This window comes from Comamonas sediminis (assembly GCF_041107495.1).
Lineage (GTDB): Bacteria > Pseudomonadota > Gammaproteobacteria > Burkholderiales > Burkholderiaceae_C > Comamonas > Comamonas sediminis.
On the sequence record NZ_JBGBDC010000003.1, the window covers coordinates 18,059 to 38,927 of the forward strand.

Below are 20,869 nucleotides of genomic sequence, written 5' to 3' on the forward strand. Positions count from 1 at the left end.
TCCTTTGCCATGGCCTCTACTTCATCCCCCCCGGAGCTGTTCTGGTTCCTGCCCACATCCGGCGACACCCGCTACCTGGGTGCATCGGACTTTGGCCGCCAGCCCACGCCCGAGTACCTGCGCAGCATTGCCACCACCAGTGAGAACCTGGGCTATGACGGGCTGCTGATTCCTACCGGCAGCTCTTGCCTGGACCCCTGGGTGGTGGCATCCAGCCTGGTGCCCGTCACCCAGCGCATCAAGCTGCTGGTGGCGCTGCGCACCTCGCTGGGCATGCCGGTGCCCAGCGCGCGCCAGGCCGCCACGTTGGACCAGGCGCTGGCCGGGCGCCTGCTGCTCAATGTGGTGCCCGGGGGCGATGCCACCGAGCTGGAGGCCGATGGCGTGTTTCTGGCCCATGACGAGCGCTATGCCTATGCCGATGAGTTCCTGAGCATCTGGCGGCGCCTGCTGGCCGGCGAGACGGTGGACCACGAGGGCAAGTACTTCAAGGTCAAGCAGGGCAAGAACTTTTTCGAGCCGCTGCAAAAGCCCCATCCGCCTTTGTACTTTGGGGGCTCGTCTGACGCCGCCCATGACCTGGCGGCCAAGCATGTCGATGCCTACCTGACCTGGGGCGAGCCGCCGCAGGCGGTGGCGCGCAAGTTTGCCGATATCCGCGCCCGCGCCGCCGCTGCCGGCCGCCAGCTGCGACTGGGCGTGCGCCTGCATGTGATCGTGCGCGAGACCAACGAGGAAGCCTGGGCCGATGCCGATCGCCTGATCAGCAAGCTGACCGATGAAGACATTGCGAAAGCGCAGCAGAACTATGCGCGCATGGATTCGGTCGGCCAGGCGCGCATGGCGGCCTTGCATGGCGGCAACCGCCAGAAGCTGGAGGTGGCACCCAACCTCTGGGCCGGTGTGGGCCTGGTGCGTGGCGGTGCCGGCACGGCGCTGGTGGGTGATGCGGCCACGGTGGCCGAGCGCCTGCGCGAGTACATGGAGATTGGCGCCGATACCTTTGTGCTGTCGGGCTACCCGCACCTGGAGGAATCGATCCGCTTTGCCGAATTGGTGTTTCCGCTGCTGGGCAAGAAGAGCGTGACCACCGCGCGCTCGCAGACCGGCGGCGCGTTTGATGTTCGTGGTGTTCAACAATGGAAGGAGTCGGCTTCATGAGCCTGCCCGTGATCGATATGCGCTGCCGGCCAGCGTTCCTGCACAACTTTTTTGGCGCCACGCCCGGCTCGCCCGAGCATGACACTGCCCGCTGGCTGAACCGGCGCGTGGGAACGCGCGGCAGCGACAAGCATTTTGAGGAATCGCTGACACAGGAAGGTTTCCTCAAGGCAGTACGCGATGCGGGCCTGAGCCAGGCCGTGGTGGTGGGGCGGCACACGCCTTCGCAGCACCTGCCCAATGACACCATCCACCAGATCGTGCAGGGCCACCCTGAATTGCTGGGCATTGCCGGGGTGGACCCGGTGCTGCAGGGCGAGCAGGCAGCGCTCGACGAGATCGAGCGCGCCATCAAGGTGCTGGGCCTGCGTGGCATTGACCTGGAGCCAGGCTTTGGTGACCCAGCCCGCCACCCCGATGACCGCGTGTACTGGCCGATCTACGAACGTGCGCAGGCGCTGGGTGTGCCGCTGTTCCTGATGAGCGGCCCCACCACGCCGGACCCGAGCTTCAACGACCCGGCACGCCTGGCCAAGGTGGCGCAGGCCTTTCCCGATCTGCCGCTGGTCGTCTACCACGGCTACTGGCCGCGCGTGCAGGAAGCCATTGGGCTGGCCTTCCGCTACGCCAATGTCTACCTGGTGCCGGACATGTATGTGTTCCAGCCTGGCAGCCAGGCCTATGTGCAGGCGGCCAACCAGTTCCTGGGTGACCAGCTGCTGTTCGGCTCGTCCTATCCCTTCCGCCCCATCCGCCAGAGCATTGACGACTTTCTGGCGCTGGGCTTTGACGAGGCCGTGCTGCCCAAGCTGCTGCATGGCAATGCAGCGCGGATTCTGGGGCTCTAGCCGCCTGGCAGACGGCGGCGGTGCTGCCGTCTTTCCCTTGTCCGCACCTTCGCAAAGGCTCCTGGTTCAGGAGCCTTTTGTGCGCCTGGAAGTCCTGTTTTTCCCTGCGTGGATTGTCAACAAAATGTTAATGAATCTACAACAAATGTTTCTTAATGTTTTGTTAACTAAGGCATCGATACATTTTTTAACGTCGTGAAGATAATAACGCCTTTGGTTTTGTGCTGAAAAATCTGTTCTTTGCCGGGTGGCAAACGCGGTGTCACGTCTCCCAGCAAAGACATTTTTTTCCCAAGCCAATCGATTTTGTCTATTGCTGATAGTTTTTATATTGGTAGATGGGAAAAACAATGACGTATGAAAAATGGTGGATGCGTGCACTTGCTGGTGGCGCCAGGGCCAAGGCAGCCGTGCTGCTGGTCGCTGCTTCTCCGCTGTATGCGCTTGCGCAGTCGGCAGACGTCCAGATCACCAAATCCGGCCCTTCCTCGGCCGTGGGTGGTACGCCGGTGACCTATGTGCTGGAGATGGACAACAACGGCCCCAACGCAGCCGATGGTGCCCAGTTCCAGGATGTGCTGCCCGCCGGGCTGACGAATGTCACGGCGCTGTGCACGTTGGCATCGGGCTCTGCGACCTGCCCGACCGATCTGGCAGTGGCCAACGGCGTGGTATCCGGCAGCCTGGGCAGCTTTCCGAACCAGGGCAAGGTGCGCGTGGAGATCCAGGCCCGCTTTGGCGTGACGGGGCCCAGCACCCTGACCAACACAGCCACCATTGCCCCGCCCGCAGCGGTGACGGACCCGGTGCCAGGCTCCAACAGCAGCTCCATCAGCACGGCGATGCGCTATGAGGTGGACCTGGCGGTATCCAAAAAGCAAAGCACCGATACATACCAGAACGGCGTGCCGCTGACCTACACCATCAGCTTGCGCAACAATGGCGTGGGATCGGCCGATGGCGTAACGCTGTACGACCGGTTGAGCAACAGCTTTATCAGCCACATTGGCGCCAACCTGGTGTTCAACCAATGTACGGCGAGCGGCGGCGCACAGTGTCCACCCGATGCCAGTTTTCCCAACCGCAGCGGCAGCAACGACTACAGCCCGGTGTTCAATGCCACCGTGCCGGTGTTGCCGCCCGGCGGCGAGGTGGTGGTCACCTACACGATGACCCCCTACCTGGTGCCCAACGCCGCCTGCGGCCGCCGCGCCGGCCAGCTGTTCAACCAGGCCTCGATCCAGCTGCTGGATGGCATGGTGGACACTTCACCGCAGAACAACCAGGAGACGGCCATCTTGCAGGTGCCGGGAACGCCTGACTGCGTGCAGACGGACCTGCAGGTGAGCAAGAGCCAGGATCCGCCGGTGCCGGCCATGGGCGATATGGTCACCTACACCATGGTCCTGACCAATGCCGGTCCGAATGCGGCAGACGGTGCGACGATGGCGGACATCATCCGCACCCATGGAGGTTCGGCCAATTACTTCGACATTGCTGCCCAGTTCGACAGCTGCTTTGCCGAGGGCGGCGCGGTCTGCCCCGCCGATGCAGCCTTTCTGAACCCGACCGGCAATGCCTCGTACGCGACGCTGTTCAACACCACCGTGCCGGTCTTGCCTGTCAATGGCCGGCTGACCATCATCTACCACGTGCAGACCCGCTTCAACGGCAGCATTCCCTGTGGCCGTAACTTGGGTGGTTTGAACAATGAGTTCTCGGCAAACCCGCCCGACACCATGACCGACCCCAATTACAGTAACAACATGGCGTCGGTGGGCATCCTTGTGCCTGCCACACCTGCCTGCCCCAGTACCGACCTGGCAGTGACCAAGACCCAAAGCTCGCAGGAATACCAGCCCGGTGTGCCGGTGAACTACACGATGACGGTGACCAACAACGGCCCGTCTGCAGTCGATGGTGCGTATATGGCCGATCGCCTGATCCGGTTCGAGCTGGCCAACAGTCTGGACGTGCAGTCTTCTGCCATCAGCTGCACGGCATCCGGTGGCGCCGTGTGCCCGGCGGCTTCGGCCTTTCCTGCGCCGTATTCGGGCAGCCTCAACAGCTATGTCGGCCCCTTCCAGGCGGCGGTGCCGCTGCTGCCCGTGGGTGGGTCGTTGACCATCAGCTACAGCCTGACCTACAACTTCTCGCGGGGCAGCTGCGACTGGCCCTCGGGCTACCTGGTCAATGAGTTTTCTGCCAATCCTGGTGATGGGGTGGAGGAGCGCACGCCTTCGGACAACGTGGCCACCACCACGATGCAGCGGTTCAGCTGCTCGAATGTGTCGGTCAACAAGGCGGTCAACCCGGTGACGGCCACCAGTGGCGCGGCAGTGACCTATACGGTGGACATGCACAATGCCGGCCCCTCGGACACCAGCAATGTGCTGTTCTCGGACCCGCTGCCCGCCGGCGTGGTGTTCAGCGATGCCAGCTGCAGCGTGCTGGTGGCTCCTGCACAATGCGGCGCCTCGGTGAACTATGACCCCGCCACCCGCACAGTCAGCAGCGTGGTGGCATCGCTGGGCAATGGCGGTGCGGTGCAGTTTGTCATCCACACCTCGGCCGGTGACACGCCCGGAACCTATACCAACACCGCCTATGCCGAACTGCCCGCAGGCGTCATCGATCCCATCCTGGCGTCCAACCAGAGCTATGTGAACCTGCAGATTTTTGCACCCACCACGACCAAGACGGTGACCAAGGAGATCGCGGGCCTGCCCGCTGGTCTGCCCCAGGCGATGCGCTTCAGTGGCCGCCTGACCTGCGGCACCCAGCCTGCGCAGACCTGGACCGCGACTGTCGCCGCCGGTGCCACGAGCGGCAGCAGCCCCGCGCTGACGGTGTTCCAGGAGGATAGCTGTACCGCCACCGAGGACACGCCGCCGGCAGCGCCTGCCGGCTATGGCTGGAGCGGTGCGCCAGAGATTGCAGAACAGGCCCAGGGCTTTACCGTGACCAACCGCCTGCAGCGCCTGAGTGGCGGTGTGCAGCTGACCAAGCGCATCAGCGGCCCGGCAGCAGGCGCCGCGGCGGTCAATGGCAGCTTTGACTTCTCGCTCGACTGCGGTGCCGACGGTGTGCATACCGCCAGCGTGACCGTGGCCAATGGCCAGGAGGCCAGTGTCCATCTGGCCGATCTGCCTGCCAATGCGGTCTGCACGGTCAGCGAGACGGGCAAGGCCCCAGCACCTGCGGCCTACCAGTGGGGCAGCCCGGTATACAGCGCCAACTCGGTCGTGGTGCCCGCAGGTCGTGATGTGGCGCTCAGCGTCACCAACCCGCTGGCGAGCGATGGCAGTGTGGTTGATCCCATCGACGGCAATATCGGCAAACCCCGTGCCGTGCCGGTGGGCAGCCCCTGGACCTACCTGCTGTTGACCGGCCTGATCGCAGGCCTGGCGATGGCGCGCAGAAAGCGCATGCGCTAAGACGGGGCGAGGGCCTGCGCGCCCTGCCGCTGACGCCCAGAAGACCCGTGCCCGGCTGCGTCAGCAGCTGGGCACTCTCGCAAAGGCATCGGCCAGATGGTCGATCAGCGCCCGCACCGCCGGCAGCATGCCCCGGCGGGAGGCAAATACCGCGTGCACCGCCTCCTTGCGTGGCCCCCATTCGGGCAGCACCTTGACGAGGGTGCCTTTCTCCAGCTGCTCGTGCACCATGATCATCGGCAACTGCACGACACCCAGGCCGGCCATGGCCGCGCTGCGCAGCGCCACCATGTCGGTGGTGATCAGGCGCGGCGCATGGGTCACCTGGATGCTGGGCAGGCTGTCGTGTTCGAGCTTCCACACAAACTGCTGCTCAGGCGAGCCCAGCCACAGGCTGGGCCATTGCGACAGATCGGCGGGGCTGCGCACAATGCCCTGGCGTGCGGTCAGGATGGGACTGGCGACCAGATGCTGGGCATGCACCGACAGCATGCGCACCGACAGGTCGCTGTCTTCCAGCGGCATGGTGCGCACGCGGATCGCCAGGTCAAAGCCCTCGCCAATCACATCGACCGGGCGGTTGGTGGCATCGAGCTGTATCGTCACTTCGGGGTACATGACCATGAAGTCGGTCAGCATGCGCTCGACCAGTTCATGGAGCAAGGTGATGGGGCAGCTCAGGCGCACAACGCCCCGTGGCTGCGACTGCACGGCTTCGATGCTCAGCTGCGCGGCCTCGGCCTCGACCAGCATGGCCTTGCAGTGCTGGTAGTAGGTCTGGCCCAGCTCGGTTACCGCAAACTTGCGCGTGGAGCGCAGCAGCAGGCGCACGCCCAGGCGCTCTTCCAGCAGTGCAATACGGCGGCTGAGCTTGGATTTGGGCATGCCCAGCGCACGCCCGGCCGGCGCAAAGCCGCCGTGGTCGACGACTTGGACGAAATAAAACAGGTCGTTGAGGTCGAATGGCTGCATGGTGCGCTTTGCTGGATGGTCTTTATCGTTCAAGAAATAGAACTATCAAGGCGAATTATGCCGTCTACCGCTTCCAGTGTTTCAACCCCACAATAACAGTACAGCCTTCCGACACCTAGCTTGGAGGCCAGACAGGAATCCCCGATGAAAAACGTACTGCATGTCCAAGACGCACCCCGCCAGCACTGGGTTGGCGACGGCTTTCCTGTGCGTTCACTGTTTTCCTACCAAAGCCACGGCAAGGTGCTGAGCCCCTTTTTGCTGCTCGATTTTGCCGGCCCGGCCGACTTTGCGCCGGCCAGCGCACCGCGCGGTGTGGGCCAGCACCCGCACCGGGGCTTTGAGACCGTGACCATCGTCTATGACGGTGAGGTGGCGCACCGGGACTCAACCGGCCAGGGCGGCGAGATCGGCCCCGGCGATGTGCAGTGGATGACCGCTGGCGCCGGCATCCTGCACGAGGAGTTCCATTCGCCCGCGTTCACCGCCAAAGGTGGCAAGCTGCGCATGCTGCAGCTGTGGGTCAACCTGCCTGCCAAGGACAAGGGTGCAGCCGCTGGCTACCAGGCCATTGTGCAATCGCAGATCCCTGCGGTGGCCTTGCCCGGTGGCGGCCAGGTACGGGTGATTGCCGGCGACTACCAAGGCCAGCAAGGCCCCGCCAGGACCTTTACGCCAATGCATGTCTGGGATGTGCGCCTGGTGGCCGGTGAAAAGCTGGAGCTGGATCTGCCCGAGGGCTGGAGCACCGCGCTGGCCATTGTGCAAGGCACCGTGCTGGTCAACGGCAACGATGTGGCGCGCGAGGCGCAGCTGGTGGTGATGGCCCAGGAAGGCCGCAAGCTGACCTTGGAGGCCAATGGCGATGTAGCCTTGCTGCTGATGAGCGGCGAGCCCATCGACGAGCCCATCGTCGGCTACGGCCCGTTTGTGATGAACAGCCAGCAGGAAATCGTGCAGGCGGTCAACGACTTCAACAGCGGCAAGTTTGGCAGCATGCAGGCTTGACCGGCCGGTTGGAGCTGCCTGGACTGCGTTGAAGCCGCCATAAAAAAATGGACACCTCGGTGTCCATTTTTGCTGAGGATCTCGCTAAAAAAGCGATGGCTTACCAGTTGGCCTTCATGCGGTCATAGACCCAGTCGCCAAAGCGGCGGTGTGCCTGGGGCGTGTAGTTCACCAGGTCGGAGAACAGGTACTGGTCCACCTTGGACGCATCTGCCAACGTGTCACCGGTGCACAGCGACGAATTGATCTGGTTGACGCCAATGTTCAGGCCATTGGTGGCATCTGCGGTGGTACAGGCCGGCTCGGTGTAGTTGGTGAAGCTGTAGCTGCCGGGGTTGCCGGTCATCGAGTTGAAGTAGTACTGCACGTCGGCGTACAGCACTTGCGTGCCCGACAGGCCATACAAGGCGTTCAGCAGGCCGTTGTTGAAGGCGGTGGTAGCGGCTTCCAGCGTGTTGGATGGTTTGGGGTCGGCGCTGGGCTGCGCGTTGTCCAACGTGGTGGCCCACAGGGTGCGGCCCAGGTTGGGCGTGCCCACGGTCAGCACGCGGGGGGCGCCAGCGCTGTTGAGGCGGCGCACCTGCGCGGCCATCTGCTGGCCCGCAGTGGTCATGTCGGCCAGGTACTGGTCGCGGGTCTTGGTGCCGGCGGCGTACTCGTTGTAGCCGGCAATCACGTCGCTCATGCCGCCGCTCATCAGCACAAACTGCTTGCTGGAGAAGGTCGGGTTGGCAGCGAGGTAGCTGTCGATCTGGGCGGTGATGGAGGGGGCATTGGTCACGCCGGTGGCATCGGCCTGGGACACGCGGGCATTGCCATAGGCGTAGGCGGTGCCGCCGTCCTTGGCTGCAGTCAGCGTCAGGTCATAGCGGTAGGCGATTTCACGCGTCCAGTTGTTGTAGCTGCCGTTGCTGACCGAGTAGGGACGGCCATTGGGGTTTTGACCCAGGTCGGACATTGCATCGCCAAAGGTGACGATGCTGTCGGGACGAATCGAGTCCGCGGTTGAGCTAGATCCGCAGGCCGCCAGCATGGCCACCGAGGCACCAGCCACGGCGGTCAACACGGTACGGCGCATCCAATTTGCTGCCATGTGAGTTCTCCAGTAAGTAGAGCGTAGTGTAGCGAGGCTGATCCAGGCCACCAAGGTGATGAGGTAAAGAGAGGTAAAACGCCGTTCAGCCAGCCGCCGCAGCGCGCTGCAGACGGTCGCTGACGCCTTCCCAATCTGCCGAGTCCGGCGGGGTCTCGATCCAGATGAGCTTGGCGCCCCAGTCGTCAAAGTCGCGCAGCAGGCCAAACAGCTCGCGGGCGGCCGCCAGCGGTGCACCGGGCATGGGCTGCAGGCGCAGATGCCGGCTGTCGCTGCGCAGCGGGCTGCGGTGGTAGACGGCGATATGCCGCGCATCCGCGCCCAGCACGTCGAGCGCCGACTGCAGCTGCTTGGCATCCATCAGCCTGACCTTGGCGCTGGGCGCGTAGTGCGCGAGCAAGGTGCCCGAGGCGCGTGGCGTGTCGGCCGTCAGCTCCTGCATCGACAGGGGGCGGGTGCCGCAGGCCCGTTCTATATCGTCGCGCGTGATGGCGCCGGGCCGCAGCAGCACGGGCACGCCACGCGTGCAGTCGACAATGGTCGACTCGATGCCGATGTCGCAGGCGCCGCCATCGAGTACCAGCAGACCATCGCCCAGCTCCGCCGCCACATGGGCGGCCGTGGTGGGGCTGACGCGCCCAAAGCGGTTGGCGCTGGGCGCCGAGACGCCCCAGACCGGTGGCTGGAGCTGCTGGCAGGCCTGCAGCACCGCCTGCGCGACTGGGTGCGAGGGGCAGCGCAGACCCACGCTGTCCTGCCCCGCCGTCGATGCGATGGCTGCACCGGGCAGGCGCGGCAGGATCAAGGTGAGCGGCCCGGGCCAGAACGCATCGATCAGTTGCTGGGCAAACACCGGCACGGCCTTGGCGTAGCGCTGCACACCGGCGGCATCGGCCACATGCACGATCAGCGGGTGATCGGCAGGCCGGCCCTTGGCGCTGAAGATCTGCGCCACGGCTGCATCGTTGTCGCTGTCGGCGGCCAGGCCGTAGACCGTCTCGGTCGGCAGGCCGATCAACTGCCCTGCCTGCAGCGCCAGGGCTGCGGCGCGCACCGAGGCATCGAGCTTTCCATCCAGAATCACGTGTGGTCCTCTTAGAACGCGGCAATGCCGAGGATGGCGGCGGCTTTCAGGGCCGTCTCGCGCACCTGTTCGGGCGTGGCGGCCGTGATGTTCAGGTGGCCCATCTTGCGGCCGCGCTTGGCATCGACCTTGCCGTACAGGTGCAGGTGGCAGCCGGGCAGGGCCAGTACCTGGTCCCAGGCGGGGGTCTGCGCGCTCTCGCTGTCCTTGAACCACAGGTCGCCCAGCAGGTTCAGCATGATGGCGGCGCTGTGCTGGCGCGGTTGCACCAGCGGCAGGTTGGTCATGCAGCGCACCTGCAGCTCGAACTGGGATACATCCAGCGCGTTCTGGCTGTAATGGCCGCTGTTGTGCGGGCGCGGAGCGATCTCGTTGACGACCAGTTGGCCGCTTTCGAGCACAAAGAACTCCACGCAGAGCACGCCGACATAGTCCAGGCCCTGAGCCACCGACTGGGCGGCGGCAATGGCCTGCTCGGCCTGCGCGGCGGGCAGGTTGCCGGCATAGACCTCGGTCACCGCCAGAATGCCTTCGCGGTGCAGGTTGCGCTGTACTGGCAGGTGCACGATATCGCCGTGGCGGCTGCGCGCGACGATGACCGAGCACTCATGCGCCAGCGGCAGCATCTTCTCGAGCACGCAGGCCACCTGCTTGAGCTCGTTCCAGGCAGCGACCAGCTCTTCGCGGGTCTTGACGCGGATCTGGCCCTTGCCGTCATAGCCCATGCGCGCGGTTTTCAGGATGCCGGGCAGCAGCGCGTCGTTGACGGCGGCCAGTTGCTCGGCTGTCTCGATGACGGCGTAGGGCGCGCAGGGCACGCCGCATTGGACGAAATGGGCTTTTTCAGCGGCGCGGTCCTGCGCGATGCCTACGGACGCGCCTGCCGGCGAGACGGGCAGGCTCTGGGCCAGCTGGTTCAGCGCGGCGGCGGGCACGTTCTCGAATTCGGTGGTGACCGCAGCGCACAGGCGCGCCAGCTCGGCCAGGCCTTGCGGGTCTTCATAGCCGCTGCGCACATGGTGGTGGCTGACCAGGCCGGCCGGGCTGGTGGCATCGGCATCGAGCACAGCGGTGAAATAGCCCATCGACTGGGCGGCATGGGCAAACATGCGGCCCAGTTGGCCGCCGCCCAGCACGCCCAGGGTGGCGCCGGGCAAGATCGCTTGGGCCGGGTTGTGCGCCTCGGCGCTGTGGCTACCGGTGCTCATTCGTTCACCGGCAAGGTCATGTTGCGGGCCGCCTCGGTCTGCTCGGCACGGAAGGCATCGAGCTTGGCGCGCAGCGAAGGGTCTTCATTGGCCAGCATGGCCACCGCAAACAGCGCGGCGTTGGCAGCGCCGGCCTGGCCGATGGCAAAGGTGGCGACGGGCACGCCCTTGGGCATTTGCACGATGGAGTGCAGCGAATCAACGCCTTGCAGGTGGCGGCTGGCCACCGGCACGCCCAGCACGGGCACCGGGGTTTTAGCGGCTATCATCCCAGGCAGGTGGGCTGCGCCCCCAGCGCCGGCGATGATGGCTTTGAGGCCCCGTTCTACGGCGCTCTCAGCAAAGCGGAACATGTCGTCGGGCATCCGGTGGGCCGAGACCACCTGGGCCTCAAAGGCAATACCGAATTGCTGGAGAATGGCAACTGCGTGCTGCATGGTCTCCCAGTCGCTGCTGGAGCCCATGACCACGCCAACTTGGATGGGTGTCATAGTGTGGGTTGGCGGGTGTCAAAGGGCAAGAATGCCGGCCCCGCGCCAGGATGGAACCCGCCATTTTACTTTTTGCAGTGAAGCTGCCTGATCAACACGGATTTTTAGCGACATGATCGACGTCACCATTGAGAATTTTGAAGCCGAAATCATCCAGGCCTCCATGCAGGTGCCGGTCCTGGTGGACTTCTGGGCACCTTGGTGCGGTCCCTGCAAAACCCTGGGCCCCTTGCTGGACAAGCTCGAAGCCGATTACGGCGGCCGCTTCAAGCTGGCCAAGATCGATTCCGACCAGGAGCAGCAGCTGGCGGGCATGTTCGGCATCCGCTCGATCCCCACCTGCGTGCTGATGATTGGCGGCAAGCCGGTGGACGGCTTCATGGGCGCCCAGCCTGAGGGCAAGCTGCGCGAGTTTCTGGACAAGCACCTGCCCTCCGAGGCCGCGATGGCGGCCGAAGCGGGCGCCGACGAAGCCCAGCAATTGCTTGACAGCGGCGATGTGCAGGCCGCGCTGCAGATGCTGCAAGAATCGCTGACGGCCGACCCCGGCAATGACGATGCCCGGTTTGACTACGCGCGGCTGCTGATCCAGACCGGCGCCGTGTCCGAGGCCGAGGCCCAGATCGAGGAGCCGCTCAAGCGCATCCAGCAGCCGCTGCGCTTTGTGGCGCTCAAGGCCTGGGCCCAGGCGATCCGCTTTGTGCACGAGGACGACCGGGGCGATTGGCCGCTGGAGCAGTTCGACGCCGCTATTGCCGCCAACAAGCGCGATTTCGACACCCGCTTTGCGAAGGCGCAGGCACTGATGGCCGAAGGCCTGTGGACCGCCAGCATGGACGAGCTGCTGGAGATCATCATGCGCGACAAAACCTGGAACGACCAGGCCGCGCGCAAGCTGTTTGTCGCCATCCTGGAGCTGCTGACCCCGCCCAAGCCCAAGGCCAACGATGCCGTGCCCGGCACCACCGCTGGCGGCATTGCGCTGACCGGCAAGGCCAGCAAGCAGGAAGACGAAGTGGGCGCGCTGCTGAGCAGCTACCGCCGCCGCCTGAGCATGGCGCTGAACTGAGTAAGGGCTACCTGGACGCCGCGCTTCCTGTACAGTGGGGGCCTACACCCCGTTGCAACTGCAAAACAGGGGTATCGTGGTTTGCACCTATACTGATAGCAGCAAAGCGGCGATGGGTGCGCGCAGGTGCCCATTTTGAGCGTCAATAGGCCCAATATCCTGGCCTTTGACGCTTGGGGCGCATCGGGCGTGCCGCTACCGCAGGAGAATCAACACCATGGGATTGTGGCAAAAACTGTTTGGCTGGCTGAACCCCTCCGCGCCAACGGCTGCCCCCGCTGAAACCCCGAGCCCGCACCCCGCTGCGGCCACAGGCGCCGCGCCGCAGGAGCCGGTGCGTGGCACGCGCGAACCGGCGTTTGACCCGACTGCGGAACTGGCCGCACCCGTGACCAGTGTCCCCAGCGCTGGCGAGGCCCCCGCCGCCGCTGTACCCCACGCTGCTGCCGAGGCCGCGCCCAGTCCCCAGGCCGATCTGTTCGAGGCCGCAGCCGCCCGTGAAGCGGAAGTTCCCCCCGCCATTGCCGATCCCGCACTGCGCGACGCACTGTCGGCCTATGCCGGCATGGCCTGGGACCGGCAGCTTGATTTTGCCGAGAAGGTCGGCGACCGCCCCTGGTCGGCCGACACCGCTCAAGGCCTGATTGCCTTTGGCGATGACCTGCGTTTTCGCATGCAGGTGCTGGGCTCTTACTCCTTCCAATCGGGGACCTGGCTGTGGATCTGGGCCCATACCCAGGCCGAGGTGGCACCCGCCTTTACCGAAGTCGCTCGCCAGCTGCAAGGCTTTGGCGCTGCCAAGAACCTGGAGCTGTTCACCCAGCCGCGCACTGCGCTGCGCCAGGAAGACCTGCATGTGATCGGCCTGATCGCTGCCGGTGCGGATGACAGCGCCGGCTATTACCTGGGCAACTATGGCGAAGGCATTTTGCTGGCGCTGATCGACCCTGACCATGGCCTGCCGACCACTGCACCCAAGCCGGAGCGGGTGCCGACGGTGGTGTCGCAATTGATCAGCGATTTTGAATTGAACCACCGCGTGCTGCTGCAGCACTACCTGCCGGCCAAAGGCTTCAGCGTGCAGGAAACCGGCTCACGCATCACCGGCCAGCACGGCGCAAACCGCATCGTCGCCGATCTGGACAGCCTGGGCCGCATCAGCGCCATCTCCGGCAGCCTCGGGCCGGTTTGATCAGAAGCGGTAGTCCAGCGTCTTGCCGGGAGTGCCAGCTGGCGCCACCTCGACACTCTGGCTGACTGCCTTGCCGCCATCGGCGCTGGCCTTGACGGTGTAGCGTCCGCTGTCCAGACGCAGCAGGCACACGGGGCCCTGGGCCTGGAACTGCGCGACTTCCGTGCCCTTCTCCGACTCGATCACGACCTGGATCTTCGCCAGGTAGTCGCCTGTCTTGGTCGCAAACAGCAGAGACAGCGGATAGTCCTTCATCGCCGCGCGCATGGCCGTCGACTCGTCAATGCCAATGCCGCCGCAGACATACTGGACATCGCCAGCCTTCTGCAGCGCCGGTTGCTGGGCCTGCACCGCAGTGGCAGACACCAGGGCGGCGCAAAGCAGGGCAGCGTTCAGTGTGGTGATGGGGTTTTTCAAGGCAATCCTTTGCAGTAGTGGCTCTGCCTTGACTGTGCGCCTGCGCCGCTGGGTTGCCTGTCAGCCAACGGCGGACATCGCAGTACGCAGCGGACGCGGCCTGCACCACACCCAGCCGTGCAGCCTAGAACCTGGGAAGATCCGGATGCGCCAGCTTGCCGGCGCGCACCAGCATCTTGCCGTACTCGGCACAGCGGTTCAGGGTCGGAATCACCTTGCCCGGGTTGAGCGTTCCCTGCGGATCAAACGCCGCTTTCAGCGCCAGCATCTGCGCATTCTCCTCGGCGGAGAACTGCACGCACATGCTGTTGAGCTTTTCCACACCCACACCATGCTCGCCGGTCACCGTGCCGCCCATGGCGACGCTGGTCTCCAGAATGTCGGCGCCAAACAGCTCGCAGCGGTGCAGCTGGTCGGGGTCGTTGGCATCGAACAGGATCAGCGGGTGCAGATTGCCGTCGCCCGCATGGAACACATTGGCGCAGCGCAGCTGGTACTTTTTCTCCATCTGCTGGATGGCGAGCAGGATATCGGCCAGGCGCTTGCGCGGAATGGTCGAGTCCATGCACATGTAGTCCGGGCTCATCCGGCCGCTGGCGGGGAAGGCGTTCTTGCGGCCGCTCCAGAAGCGCAGGCGCTCTTCTTCGTCCTGGCTGATGCTGATTGCAGTGGCGCCGGCTGCGCGCAGCACCTGGCTCATGTGGGCGATCTCCTCGGCCACTTCTTCGGGCGTTCCATCGCTCTCGCACAGCAAGATGGCCTCGGCGCTCAGGTCATAGCCGGCATGCACAAAGTCCTCGACGGCGGCGGTCATCGGCTTGTCCATCATCTCCAGCCCGGCCGGGATGATGCCGGCGGCAATCACCGCTGCCACCGCATCACCGGCTTTGCGCACATCGTCAAAGCTGGCCATGATGCAGCGCGCCAGCTGCGGTTTGGGCACCAGCTTGACGGTGATCTCGGTGGCCACGGCCAGCATGCCTTCGCTGCCGATCACGGCGGCCAGCAGGTCGTAACCCGGCACATCGAGCGCCTGGCTGCCAAACTCGATGGGCTCGCCTTCCACGGTGAAGCCCTTGATCTGCAGCACGTTGTGCACCGTCAAGCCGTATTTGAGGCAGTGCACCCCGCCCGAATTCTCGGCAATATTGCCGCCAATGGTGCAGGCGATCTGGCTCGATGGGTCTGGCGCGTAATAGAGGCCGTAGGGCGCCGCTGCATCGCTGATGGCCAGGTTGCGCACGCCGCATTGCACCACGGCCGTGCAGGCGGCCGGGTCAATGTGCAGGATCTGGTTGAAGCGGGCCATCGACAAGGTCACGCCCAGCGCAATCGGCAGCGCGCTGCCGGACAGGCCAGTACCGGCACCGCGCGCCACCACGGGTACCTGCAGCGCATGGCAGGCCTGCAGCACCGCCTGCACCTGGGCATAGGTCTCGGGCAGCGCCACCACCAGCGGGCGCTGGCGGTAGGCGGTCAGGCCATCGCATTCATAGGGGGTGGTGTCCTCGTCATGCCATAGCAGGCAGTCGTCGGGCAGCAGCTTGCGCAGGGCGGCCACGACGTCGCGCTGGCGTTCTGCGCGCTCGGTCGAGGCCGGTGGGGGCGTGGGGAGGTCAACCTGGCTCATGCCCACACTGTAGCAAGTTGGCAAGCCTTCCGAGGTCACCGGGGCAACCGTCTGCAGGCAGCAACCCGGGCTGGATCAGCGGAAGATGACGGTCTTGTGGCCGTTCATCAGCACGCGGTGCTCGCTGTGCCACTTCACTGCGCGGGCCAGCACCTGGCTCTCGGTGTCCTGGCCACGGGCGGTCAGGTCTTCCACGGTGTCGGTGTGGTAGGCGCGGGCCACGTCCTGCTCGATGATCGGGCCTTCGTCGAGATCGGCCGTCACATAGTGGGCGGTAGCGCCGATCAGCTTCACGCCGCGGTCATGGGCCTGGTAGTAGGGCTTGGCACCCTTGAAGCTCGGCAGAAAACTGTGGTGGATGTTGATCGCACGGCCCGACAGCTTGCTGCACAGGTCGTTCGACAGCACCTGCATATAGCGCGCCAGCACGACCAGCTCGGCGCCTTCGGCCTCGATGATCTCGAACTGCTTGGCCTCGGCCTGGGCCTTGGTCGCCGCCGTCACCGGGATGTGGTGGAAGGGGATGTTGTAGCTGGCCGCCAGCTGGTAGAAGTCGCGGTGGTTGCTGACGATGGCGCGGATGTCGATCGGCAGCAGGCCCTCCTTCCAGCGGAACAGCAGGTCGTTGAGGCAATGGCCCTGGCGGCTGACCATGATGACGGTCTTGATCTTTTCTTCAGCCGCATGCAGGCGCCAGTGCATCTCGAAAGGCTTGGCAAAAGCATCCAGATCCTCCCGCAGCTGGCTGGGGTCTCCTTCGCTGGCAAAGCGCACGCGCATGAAAAACAGGCCAGTGGCCGGATCGTTGAACTGGGCGGCTTCTTCAATATTGCTGCCGTGCTCCAGCAGGAATCCGGATACCGCGTGGACCAGCCCCCGGCGATCAGGGCACGAGAGAGTGAGGATGTAAGCGTTGGTCATAACCTGCCATTGTCGCAGTGTTGGCTAAGGGAGTTCCCCAGTCGGGGTTTGGTATTTTGACTGGGTAGAATTAAGCTGCGACTTTGTAAATAAACGTCAAGATTATAAATTTATTGTTCTGTCATTCAGCCGTCATCCAGGGGTGCAGCGGCCCCGGAAAACCGCTGCAAATCAAAGACATCGACCAGAACCCGTGCTGTTTGCGATGCGCCGATGAATAAGCGCCTCCTCGCTCTCCAAGCATTGGCAGCGCGGCATTTCAGCGCTTGGGCCCAGCGGGTATGCAGCCACACCACAAGGGTGGTTTCGTGGTTTTCAGGATCGGCGATTGGGGGTAGATTGGCACATGGTCTCCAAACTGAAGTGCGTTTGGATTGGCCTATCGATTTCACCAAACTGCCGCCCTGACCCTGGGCATGCCCGAGCCACCATGCCCCGCTGCATGGCGCCGGGGTGCGGGTCGTCTGGCGCCAGTGCTGCCCCGGCGGCAGCCCATCGCCGCGATCTGCTTGCATACGACCGTTTTTTTGAGGATTTAACAGATGAAACGCGACCACATCACCCCGTCTCCCCAGGCCCTGGCTGCCCAGGCACCGCAGGCCATCAGCCTGGATGTGCTCAAGGAGAAATACTTCAAGGGTGATGAGTCCAGTATCGAGGACCTGTACCGCCGCGTCGCACGCGCGCTGGCTGCGGTGGAAAAGCCCGAGCTGCAGGCCGAATGGGAAGCCAGGTTCTACGCCAACCTGCATGCCGGCGCGATTGGTGCGGGCCGCATCATGTCAGCGGCTGGCACCGACATCCAGGCTACCTTGATCAACTGCTTTGTGCAGCCGGTGGGCGACTGCATCCAGGGCTTTGACGACGAGGGCTACCCCGGCATTTACGAGGCACTGCGCGAGGCAGCGGAGACCATGCGGCGCGGCGGCGGCGTAGGCTATGACTTCTCGCGCATCCGCCCCCGGGGCGCCGAGGTCAAGGGCACGGCCTCGATGGCCTCGGGCCCTTGCAGCTATATCAATGTGTTTGACCAGAGCTGCTCGACCGTGGAATCGGCCGGCGCACGCCGTGGCGCACAAATGGGCGTGCTGCGCATCGACCACCCCGATGTGATGGAATTCATCACCGCCAAGCGCACGCCAGGCCGCTGGAACAACTTCAATGTGTCGGTGGGCGTGCCCGATGCCTTCATGCAGGCGGTGGTGGACGATGCCGACTGGCAGCTGGTGCACAGCGGCAAGCCCAATGCCAAGCTGCGCGCCGAAGGCGCTGTGCAGCGCGAGGACGGCAAGTGGATCTACAAGACCGTGCGTGCCCGGGCGATGTGGGACACGATCATGACCTCGACCTATGATTTCGCCGAGCCGGGCATCCTGTTCCTCGACCATATCAACGACGACAACAACCTGCGCTACTGCGAGCGCATTGCCGCCACCAACCCCTGCGGTGAGCAACCGCTGCCGTCGTATGGCTGCTGCGATCTGGGCCCCATCATCCTGACCCGCTTCGTGCGCAATCCCTTTGGCTTTGGCGGCCTGCCGAGCTTTGATTTCGACAGCTTCGAGCAGGTGGTGGCCACCCAGGTGCGTGCGCTGGACAACGTGCTCGACGCCACCTTCTGGCCGCTGGAGCAGCAGCGCGAGGAGTCGGCTGCCAAGCGCCGCATCGGCGTGGGCTTTACCGGCATGGGCAATGCCTTGACAATGCTGACCCTGCGCTACTCCGACCAGGAAGGCCGCGACATGGCCAGGCGCATCGCCGAATGCATTCGCGATGCCTCCTACCGCGCCTCGGTCGCGCTGGCCCAGGAGAAGGGCGCCTTCCCCAAGTTTGATGCCAAGGGCTATCTGGCCAAGGGCACCTTTGCCAGCCGCCTGCCCCAGGACATCCAGGACGACATCAAAAAGCACGGTATCCGCAACAGCCACCTGCTGTCGATTGCGCCTACCGGCACCGTCTCGCTGGCCTTTGCCGACAATGCCTCCAACGGCATCGAGCCGGCGTTCTCCTGGACCTACACCCGCAACAAGCGCGAGGCCGATGGCAGCAAGAGCCAGTACCAGGTCGAAGACCACAGCTGGCGCCTGTACCGCGAGCTGGGCGGCGATGTGGAGCAGCTGCCGCCCTATTTTGTCTCGGCGCTGGAGATGTCGGCCACCGAACACCTGGCGATGATGGAAACCGTGCAGCCCTATGTGGACACCGCCATCTCCAAGACGGTGAACATCCCCGCCGACTACCCCTATGAGGACTTCAAGAACCTCTACCTGCAGGCCTGGCGCGGCAACCTGAAGGGCCTGGCCACCTACCGCCCCAACAGCATTCTGGGTGCGGTGCTGGAGACCACACCGGCTGCCAAGCCCGAGGCAGCCGCTGCGGACAAGGCTCCCGCAGCCGCCGTGGTGGACCCGATGAAACTGGTGATCGAGCGCCGCCCCGAGGGCGAGCTCAGCGCCGTGGCCGACAAGGTCGAGTACTGGACCCAGGAAGGCCAGCAGCGCCTCTACATCATCGTCTCCTTCCTGCCCGTGCCCAGCGCCGATGGCAAGAGCATGGTGGACCGCGCGGTGGAGTTCTTCATGCCCGTGGGTCAGAGCGGCGAGTCGCAGCAGTGGATCACCTCCAGCATGCGCCTGCTGTCGCTGGCCGCGCGCGGTGGCTTCCTGGAGCGTGCGCTGGCCGACATGCGCAAGGTCGCCTGGGACCGGGGCCCCGTGCGCCTGGGCACCTACCAGCGCGCCGATGGCACCCATGTGCCGATGTGGCATGACTCGGAAGTGGCCGCCATCGCCTATGCGGTGCAGCAGATCCTCGAGCGCCGCCGCCAGCAGAACCTGCCGGGCATCAGCAGCCCCACCCTGACCCCTGCGGTGGCCGCACCGGTGGTGAGCCAGGGCCTGCAGACCATGGCCGGCAAAAAGTGCCATGAATGCGGCGCCCATGCGGTGATCCGCAAGGATGGCTGCGAGTACTGCACCGCCTGCGGCGCCGTGGGAGCCTGCGGCTAATGCCGCGCTGGCGCTGAGCCCGGCCTTCAGCCGTTAAGCAAAACAAACGCCCGTGTCGCAAGACCGGGCGTTGGCGTTTTTCAGGGCCTCTCAGACCGGCATCAGCGTTTGGGCACCTTGGGCAGCAGGATGGCCACCATGCCCAGCAGTGGCAGGTAGGCGGCCATGGCGTAGACATACTCGATGCCGCTGCGGTCAGCGATCATGCCCAGCACCGCCGCGCCCAGGCCGCCCATGCCGAAGGCCAGGCCAAAGAACAGGCCCGAGACCATGCCGATCTTGCCGGGAATCAGCTCCTGCGCGTAGACCAGGATGGCCGAGAACGCGGAAGACAGCACCAGGCCGATGATGATGGTGAGCACCACCGTCCAGGCCAGGTTGGCATGGGGGAGGACCAGTGCGAACGGCGCCACACCCAGGATCGAGGCCCAGATGACGGGCTTGCGGCCAATGCGGTCGCCAATCGGGCCGCCCACCACGGTGCCCACCGCCGAGGCCAGCAGGAAGACAAACAGCAGCAGCTGCGCGTTTTGCACGCCCACGCCAAAGTGCTCCATCAGGTAGAAGGTGTAGTAGCTCGACAGGCTGGCAATGTAGAAGTATTTGGAGAAGATCAGCACCAGCAGCACGGCGATCGCACCCAGCACCTGCGAGCGCGGCAGGCCATTGGCAACCGGGGTGCGCATGCCCTTGGCCGCATGGTGCTGCACGGCATACCAGCGGCTCACCCAGGTCAGCAGCGCAATGCCGCCAAGCGCCGCCAGGCCAAACCAGGCAATGCTTTGCTGGCCAAAGGGCACGATCACCGCAGCGGCCAGCAGCGGGCCCAGCGCCGTGCCGGTGTTGCCACCCACCTGGAACAGCGACTGCGCCATGCCATGCTTGCCGCCCGAGGCCATGCGGGCCACGCGCGAGGATTCGGGGTGGAAGATCGACGAGCCGGTGCCCACCAGGGCAGCGGCGACCAGCACCGTGCTGTAGTTGGGCGCAAAGGCAAGCAGCAGCAGGCCGCCCAAGGTAAAGCACATGCCCAGCGGCAGCGAATAGGGCGTGCTGCGCTTGTCGGTGTAGAGGCCCACCAGCGGCTGCAGCAGCGAGGCGGTGACCTGGTAGACCAAGGTGATGAAGCCGATCTGGCTGAAGCTGAGCTGGAAATTGCCCTGCAGGATGGGGTAGAGCGCCAGGATCAGCGACTGCATCATGTCGTTGACCATGTGGGCGGTGCTGATGGCGCCCAGCACGCCAAAGGAGGTGCGGGGCGTTGCAGCAGGGCGCTGCGCGGGACGGGCGGCGAGGGTGGAGTTCATGGCGGCATGGGCCTGTGCGGTTC

Annotated in this window: 16 protein-coding genes; 7 read left to right on the top strand and 9 right to left on the bottom strand. The window is 64.8% G+C overall.

Features of this window, described 5'->3' with window-relative positions; translation table 11 throughout:
* Positions 1–9 precede the first annotated feature (9 nt).
* The 3 genes from ssuD to AB7A72_RS07760 all read left to right on the top strand — a co-directional run bounded on the left by ssuD (position 10) and on the right by AB7A72_RS07760 (position 5,446).
* Entirely contained in the window at positions 10–1,161 is a 1,152-nt protein-coding gene (gene ssuD / locus AB7A72_RS07750; protein WP_312411676.1) for an FMNH2-dependent alkanesulfonate monooxygenase, read from the top strand.
* Positions 1,158–2,009, top strand: coding sequence for an amidohydrolase family protein (locus tag AB7A72_RS07755; protein ID WP_312528098.1), 852 nt, complete (start codon positions 1,158–1,160; stop codon positions 2,007–2,009). The genes ssuD and AB7A72_RS07755 overlap by 4 nt, the downstream gene beginning before the upstream one ends.
* Positions 2,010–2,380: 371 nt before the next feature.
* The gene (locus AB7A72_RS07760) at positions 2,381–5,446 is read left to right on the top strand and encodes a DUF5979 domain-containing protein (RefSeq protein ID WP_313332985.1); all 3,066 of its coding nucleotides are present in this window, start codon (positions 2,381–2,383) and stop codon (positions 5,444–5,446) included.
* 60 nt (positions 5,447–5,506) lie between these two features.
* On the opposite strand, the gene AB7A72_RS07765 is transcribed toward AB7A72_RS07760, so the two are convergent.
* The gene (locus AB7A72_RS07765) at positions 5,507–6,418 is read right to left on the bottom strand and encodes a LysR family transcriptional regulator (protein WP_312411668.1); all 912 of its coding nucleotides are present in this window, start codon (positions 6,416–6,418) and stop codon (positions 5,507–5,509) included.
* A gap of 144 nt (positions 6,419–6,562) precedes the next feature.
* Here AB7A72_RS07765 and AB7A72_RS07770 point away from each other — a divergent pair, with 144 nt between their 5' ends.
* Positions 6,563–7,426 carry a pirin family protein gene (locus AB7A72_RS07770; protein ID WP_369459544.1) on the top strand — a complete coding sequence of 288 codons (864 nt, stop codon included), beginning with the start codon at positions 6,563–6,565 and terminating at the stop codon, positions 7,424–7,426.
* Between the two features lie 100 nt (positions 7,427–7,526).
* On the opposite strand, the gene AB7A72_RS07775 is transcribed toward AB7A72_RS07770, so the two are convergent.
* The 4 genes from AB7A72_RS07775 to purE form a co-directional block, all read right to left on the bottom strand.
* On the bottom strand, positions 7,527–8,519 hold the full coding sequence (locus AB7A72_RS07775) for an SGNH/GDSL hydrolase family protein (RefSeq protein WP_312835229.1): 993 nt from the start codon (positions 8,517–8,519) through the stop codon (positions 7,527–7,529).
* A gap of 85 nt (positions 8,520–8,604) precedes the next feature.
* Entirely contained in the window at positions 8,605–9,603 is a 999-nt protein-coding gene (locus tag AB7A72_RS07780; RefSeq protein ID WP_369459545.1) for an L-threonylcarbamoyladenylate synthase, read from the bottom strand.
* A gap of 11 nt (positions 9,604–9,614) precedes the next feature.
* Positions 9,615–10,811: a 5-(carboxyamino)imidazole ribonucleotide synthase gene (locus AB7A72_RS07785; RefSeq protein ID WP_369459546.1), complete on the bottom strand. Its 1,197-nt coding sequence runs from the start codon at positions 10,809–10,811 to the stop codon at positions 9,615–9,617.
* Positions 10,808–11,302 (bottom strand): 5-(carboxyamino)imidazole ribonucleotide mutase, encoded by a 495-nt coding sequence (purE, locus tag AB7A72_RS07790; RefSeq protein ID WP_369459547.1) that lies wholly within the window; start codon positions 11,300–11,302, stop codon positions 10,808–10,810. The genes AB7A72_RS07785 and purE overlap by 4 nt, the downstream gene beginning before the upstream one ends.
* A gap of 112 nt (positions 11,303–11,414) precedes the next feature.
* Between purE and trxA the strand changes: the two genes are divergently transcribed.
* Together trxA and AB7A72_RS07800 are read left to right on the top strand one after the other, a co-directional pair.
* Positions 11,415–12,371 carry a thioredoxin gene (gene trxA / locus AB7A72_RS07795; RefSeq protein WP_369459548.1) on the top strand — a complete coding sequence of 319 codons (957 nt, stop codon included), beginning with the start codon at positions 11,415–11,417 and terminating at the stop codon, positions 12,369–12,371.
* A gap of 217 nt (positions 12,372–12,588) precedes the next feature.
* Positions 12,589–13,563, top strand: a complete 975-nt coding sequence (locus AB7A72_RS07800) for a DUF6882 domain-containing protein (RefSeq protein ID WP_369459549.1) — start codon at positions 12,589–12,591, stop codon at positions 13,561–13,563.
* Here AB7A72_RS07800 and AB7A72_RS07805 read toward each other — a convergent pair whose 3' ends face one another.
* From AB7A72_RS07805 to purU, 3 genes are all read right to left on the bottom strand, one after another.
* Positions 13,564–13,980, bottom strand: coding sequence for a carboxypeptidase regulatory-like domain-containing protein (locus AB7A72_RS07805; protein WP_369459550.1), 417 nt, complete (start codon positions 13,978–13,980; stop codon positions 13,564–13,566).
* 124 nt (positions 13,981–14,104) lie between these two features.
* Positions 14,105–15,610 (bottom strand): FAD-linked oxidase C-terminal domain-containing protein, encoded by a 1,506-nt coding sequence (locus AB7A72_RS07810; protein ID WP_312411640.1) that lies wholly within the window; start codon positions 15,608–15,610, stop codon positions 14,105–14,107.
* Positions 15,611–15,685: 75 nt separating this feature from the next.
* Positions 15,686–16,531 carry a formyltetrahydrofolate deformylase gene (gene purU, locus AB7A72_RS07815; protein WP_230770836.1) on the bottom strand — a complete coding sequence of 282 codons (846 nt, stop codon included), beginning with the start codon at positions 16,529–16,531 and terminating at the stop codon, positions 15,686–15,688.
* 542 nt (positions 16,532–17,073) lie between these two features.
* On the opposite strand from purU, the gene AB7A72_RS07820 reads away from it, so the two are divergent.
* Positions 17,074–19,539 (top strand): adenosylcobalamin-dependent ribonucleoside-diphosphate reductase, encoded by a 2,466-nt coding sequence (locus tag AB7A72_RS07820; protein ID WP_369459552.1) that lies wholly within the window; start codon positions 17,074–17,076, stop codon positions 19,537–19,539.
* Between the two features lie 101 nt (positions 19,540–19,640).
* Here the strand turns inward: AB7A72_RS07820 and AB7A72_RS07825 are convergent, their stop codons facing one another.
* Positions 19,641–20,846 carry an MFS transporter gene (locus AB7A72_RS07825; RefSeq protein ID WP_369459553.1) on the bottom strand — a complete coding sequence of 402 codons (1,206 nt, stop codon included), beginning with the start codon at positions 20,844–20,846 and terminating at the stop codon, positions 19,641–19,643.
* Between the last annotated feature and the right edge of the window lie 23 nt (positions 20,847–20,869).

Coding starts and splice junctions, on each gene's coding strand:
- AB7A72_RS07820 (WP_369459552.1), top strand. CDS start 17,074: ATGAAACGCGACCACATCACCCCGTCTCCCCAGGCCCTGGCTGCCCAG.
- AB7A72_RS07775 (WP_312835229.1), bottom strand. CDS start 8,519: ATGGCAGCAAATTGGATGCGCCGTACCGTGTTGACCGCCGTGGCTGGT.
- AB7A72_RS07800 (WP_369459549.1), top strand. CDS start 12,589: ATGGGATTGTGGCAAAAACTGTTTGGCTGGCTGAACCCCTCCGCGCCA.
- AB7A72_RS07785 (WP_369459546.1), bottom strand. CDS start 10,811: ATGAGCACCGGTAGCCACAGCGCCGAGGCGCACAACCCGGCCCAAGCG.
- trxA (WP_369459548.1), top strand. CDS start 11,415: ATGATCGACGTCACCATTGAGAATTTTGAAGCCGAAATCATCCAGGCC.
- AB7A72_RS07760 (WP_313332985.1), top strand. CDS start 2,381: ATGCGTGCACTTGCTGGTGGCGCCAGGGCCAAGGCAGCCGTGCTGCTG.
- purE (WP_369459547.1), bottom strand. CDS start 11,302: ATGACACCCATCCAAGTTGGCGTGGTCATGGGCTCCAGCAGCGACTGG.
- AB7A72_RS07810 (WP_312411640.1), bottom strand. CDS start 15,610: ATGAGCCAGGTTGACCTCCCCACGCCCCCACCGGCCTCGACCGAGCGC.
- ssuD (WP_312411676.1), top strand. CDS start 10: ATGGCCTCTACTTCATCCCCCCCGGAGCTGTTCTGGTTCCTGCCCACA.
- AB7A72_RS07825 (WP_369459553.1), bottom strand. CDS start 20,846: ATGAACTCCACCCTCGCCGCCCGTCCCGCGCAGCGCCCTGCTGCAACG.
- AB7A72_RS07770 (WP_369459544.1), top strand. CDS start 6,563: ATGAAAAACGTACTGCATGTCCAAGACGCACCCCGCCAGCACTGGGTT.
- AB7A72_RS07755 (WP_312528098.1), top strand. CDS start 1,158: ATGAGCCTGCCCGTGATCGATATGCGCTGCCGGCCAGCGTTCCTGCAC.
- AB7A72_RS07765 (WP_312411668.1), bottom strand. CDS start 6,418: ATGCAGCCATTCGACCTCAACGACCTGTTTTATTTCGTCCAAGTCGTC.
- purU (WP_230770836.1), bottom strand. CDS start 16,531: ATGACCAACGCTTACATCCTCACTCTCTCGTGCCCTGATCGCCGGGGG.